Below are 3,894 nucleotides of genomic sequence, written 5' to 3' on the forward strand. Positions count from 1 at the left end.
CAGCTAAATATCCGTTTAGATTCAAACAGTAATGCTTATCCGAACGGCATTGAACCGATGGGTTCGCCTTTTTAGTTGGATATAAATGCCATCGTTTAAACAGAGACTTGTTTGTTAGTCACAATGGTGCAATTATTTAACGAGTGATATTACTCAGATGCATGTCTTATGATGACTATCGAACAACAGCTTTCTCGGCTGGATCTAAACTTATTGGTGTCGTTAAGTGTTTTAATCAAAGAGAGGAACGTAACGCGAGCTAACGCCAACAGATGAACAGGATGTGGTTCGAATGAACCGAGACACCTACTACTCAATGGCAGTAATTAATGTATCAAAGGGGGCGACCGTCACGTTACCTGAGATTCCTGAAGGCAAATACATGTCGATGGAAGTGATTACAGAAGACCACCGCATTCAGCCAATGCAATACGGTTCTGGTACGTTTGATCTTTCTACTCATAGTGGAGACCACGTGTATGTCATCGTTCGTACTGATGCGACGTTCACCAAAGATGAAGTTCATAAAATCCAAGATCAGATGAGCATTGATGCAAAAGCAGACGGCAAATTTATGGCAATGCAAGTGGATGAGAAATCATTCGATGAGGTAGAGAAAAACCTTAAAATGGAAATGCCGAAACTACTGAAACGCGATGGTGCTCAGGCGACGTTTGGTATGTTTACCAGCCCTGAAGATGCTTCAAAAGAGATGTTTACCAAAGAGAAGTACGCAGTGGGTGCGGCTATCGGTTGGGGTGGCGCGCAGTTAGATGACAATATTTACGAAGTCTCTGGTAACTTCCCAGCAGACACTTGTCATCAGGCAACCTTTGATGATCCTAAGAACCAAGCGTTTTGGTCGGTAACGGTCTACAACAAGCAAGGTTTCATGTTTGGTGAAGTGGCGAACGTAAGCTCAAACACGGCTGAGAAAAATGCAGACGGCACTTACACCGTAAGCTTTGGTTGTGGTGATGATGCAGTAAACAACATCAAAACAGAAAACGATTCTGGTGTGTTTAACTTAGCTTTCCGTCATTACATTCCAAGCCAAAAAGTACGTGATGGATTCCGAGTGCTTCCTTACGTGAAAGCAGTGAACTAATGTTGCGATAGTCGTACAACGATTATAGATGCGCGTTATTACCAAATGGCAATAACGCGCTTTTTTATGGATTCTATTTCATTTCTTGCTTTCTTAAGTGTAGAAACACAAAGGGCGACTCAAAAATGGTCTAACTTTGATTATACGCAGCGAGCCTCAGTTCAAATAAATCAATTAAACCTTCTTCCATCGATACTTTCAGTTGCACCACGCATTTGATCGAATTTAAACCCGCTGACACCTTATGTGATAACGCTTCCAGTTATCTTTTCAGCCTCTAAAGGGAACAAATACCACAACCAGCGTTATAAAAAGCGATAGCCGTGGAGTGTTATGAGTCCTATTTGAGGTGTATAGTTATAGGTAATTCATTGGGTTATTGAATATTTAAGTTATCAAAAGATGCGGATGTCATGAAGAAAAACGGATTTACTTTAATGGAATTAATCATCGTGATCGTGATACTCGGAGTATTAGCGGTAACGGCTGCTCCAAGATTCCTTGGTATTCAGGAATCAGCGAGAGAAACGGTACTTGAAGGTGTTGCGGGTGCGATGGAAGGCGTGATCACGCAAGTGACTTCTAAAGCTATTATCGCAGGGCTTGATCCTGACGCAACAAACCCAGGTGATCAGAGCAACTACGTAATCGATTTTGGTATCGGTAGAGTTGAAGTCGACTGGGGCACACTTTGTCCTGAAAGTGAAGGTGAATCAGGAGATGCGTTAAATATGCTCGATTTCCTAACTTTTTCGGATGATGACAGCATCATCTCTGAATTAGGTAACAGACACACGGTAGTGGGATATACTCAGCCATTTAGTCAAGCTGACCTTAACAGCAATAACATAACTGATGATGCCTTACCTTCAGGTTGTTATGTTCTTTATGACTCTTTTGGCGGCAGGACAAGTGGAGACACATGTCCAGTAGATGGTTGTGAGTGTACAGTTCGGGTAATGAACGATGAGTGTTAAACCAAGGACATTATCTGGTTTATAGAAATTTAATAAAAAAGCGCGTTATTGCCGAGTAGCAATAACGCGCTTTTTTGTATTAGCTTATAGGTCTATCTTAGTTTAACAATGGAGTACTTGCTGGTGGCAAGTCACGCTTCTTAATTACGTATCGCAAGCGAAGCAACATCAACGCAGCTGATACGCTTAATCCCGTCAGAATACCAATCCAGAAGCCTTCTTCACCCATTGCTGGAACAATGTGGTCTGTTAAGCCCAACACCATACCCAGTGGTAACGCTAAGCCCCAGTATGAAGCGATAGCTAAGATCATCGGGATCTTGGTATCTTTATAGCCACGCAGAGCACCATTTGCAGAGGTTTGCAGAGCATCACTGAATTGGTACATAGCGGTAAAGGTCAATAACACTGCCGCTGTTGCACTGATTACTGGGTCAGTGGTGTAAAGCCTAATGATTAATTCAGGGAACAGTAGGAACATCGCTACCGAAAGCAACGAGATTAATGCTGCCACCAAAATACCGACTTTACTGCGCTCAATCGCGCCAAGTTCATCTTTTTCACCTAGAGCGTGCCCAACACGAATCGTAATGCCAAACGAGATACTCATCGGGATCACATAAGTTAGGCTCGATATATTGAGAGCGATTTGCGCCGCTGCCACATTCTCGGCACCAATACGGCCGATCATCAATGCGATAACCGCAATGATACTGCCACACACCGCGATGTTCATCCCGATAGGTAAACCTAACCTTAGAAGGTGAAGCATCTCTTTTGCTTTTGGCTTCGCATCTGAAAAGTTGATGATGGTCTTGTAATGGTGATGACCTTTAATGTAGGAATACAACATTCCCGACATTAACCAGTACACCAAGCTTGTCGCCCAACCACAACCTACAGCGCCCATTTCAGGGAAGCCAAACTTACCGTAGATAAGCACGTAGTTGACCGGAATATTTACCAACAAACCAACCACAGAAATGATCATTGGCACTTTGGTGTTGTTCATACCTTCACAGAAGCCATTCAAGGTATAAAACAGGGCAATACCCGGAACACCAAAGGCCAGGGCAAAAGCATAGTCGCTACCAATGGGAATGATCTCAGCGGCAACCCCAATCCATTCTAAGATCGGTTTCGCACTCACTAAGTAAGCGATGAGTAATACGCTAGCAATTAATGCCAACCAAACCATTTGGAAGAATTCAACAGAGATACTTTGGAAATCACGTGCGCCGCGGTGGTAAGCGACTACAGGCGTTAAAGCCATAATCACGCCACGTAGTAGCAGTAATACAGGAATCCAAAGGCTGGTGCCGAGCGCAATAGCGGCAAGCTCGGCAGGACTTACTTGGCCAGCCATTGTCGTATCGACAAATCCCATCGCTTGGGTAGCTATTTGAGTCAAAATGATTGGAATCGAAAGATGCATAAGCGCACCCGATTCACGAGTAAAAGGACGAAGTTTCGTTAGCATGGAAGTTCACAACACCAATATAAATACACGAATGATGGCAGGATGGCCGGTGTGCATTTTAGGATGTGCCCCGTTGGGCGGGCGACAATATAAACACCTTACCGTATAGGGTCAAGCATTGGATTTATAGAGTTTAACTTGCTTTGATATTCGGATAGGTTCTGAAGGTCAAAACACAGCGCCAACGCACGTAAGTTAATGATTTATTGGGAATCATACTCGACCGATAAATTCTATATTTACCACGCTAATCACTAAGCTAGCGGTATAAATGATTGTTGAACGAAGCCGCTACGCGGCAGAGTAAAACGAGTGCGAACCATACTCTT

Annotated in this window: 2 protein-coding genes and 1 pseudogene; 2 read left to right on the top strand and 1 reads right to left on the bottom strand. The window is 43.5% G+C overall.

The window, feature by feature from the left end; translation table 11 throughout:
- Positions 1 to 253: 253 nt before the first annotated feature.
- Together ACED46_RS21450 and ACED46_RS21455 are read left to right on the top strand one after the other, a co-directional pair.
- Positions 254 to 1,108: pseudogene (locus tag ACED46_RS21450) on the top strand (DUF1254 domain-containing protein); the annotation flags it as partial.
- Between the two features lie 413 nt (positions 1,109 to 1,521).
- Positions 1,522 to 2,085, top strand: coding sequence for a type II secretion system protein (locus ACED46_RS21455; RefSeq protein WP_371722407.1), 564 nt, complete (start codon positions 1,522 to 1,524; stop codon positions 2,083 to 2,085).
- A gap of 97 nt (positions 2,086 to 2,182) precedes the next feature.
- Here ACED46_RS21455 and ACED46_RS21460 read toward each other — a convergent pair whose 3' ends face one another.
- Entirely contained in the window at positions 2,183 to 3,565 is a 1,383-nt protein-coding gene (locus ACED46_RS21460; RefSeq protein WP_371722408.1) for an MATE family efflux transporter, read from the bottom strand.
- Positions 3,566 to 3,894 lie beyond the last annotated feature (329 nt).

The sequence above is a fragment of the Vibrio sp. 1S139 genome (genome assembly GCF_041439475.1).
GTDB classification, from domain to species: Bacteria; Pseudomonadota; Gammaproteobacteria; order Enterobacterales; family Vibrionaceae; genus Vibrio; species Vibrio crassostreae_C.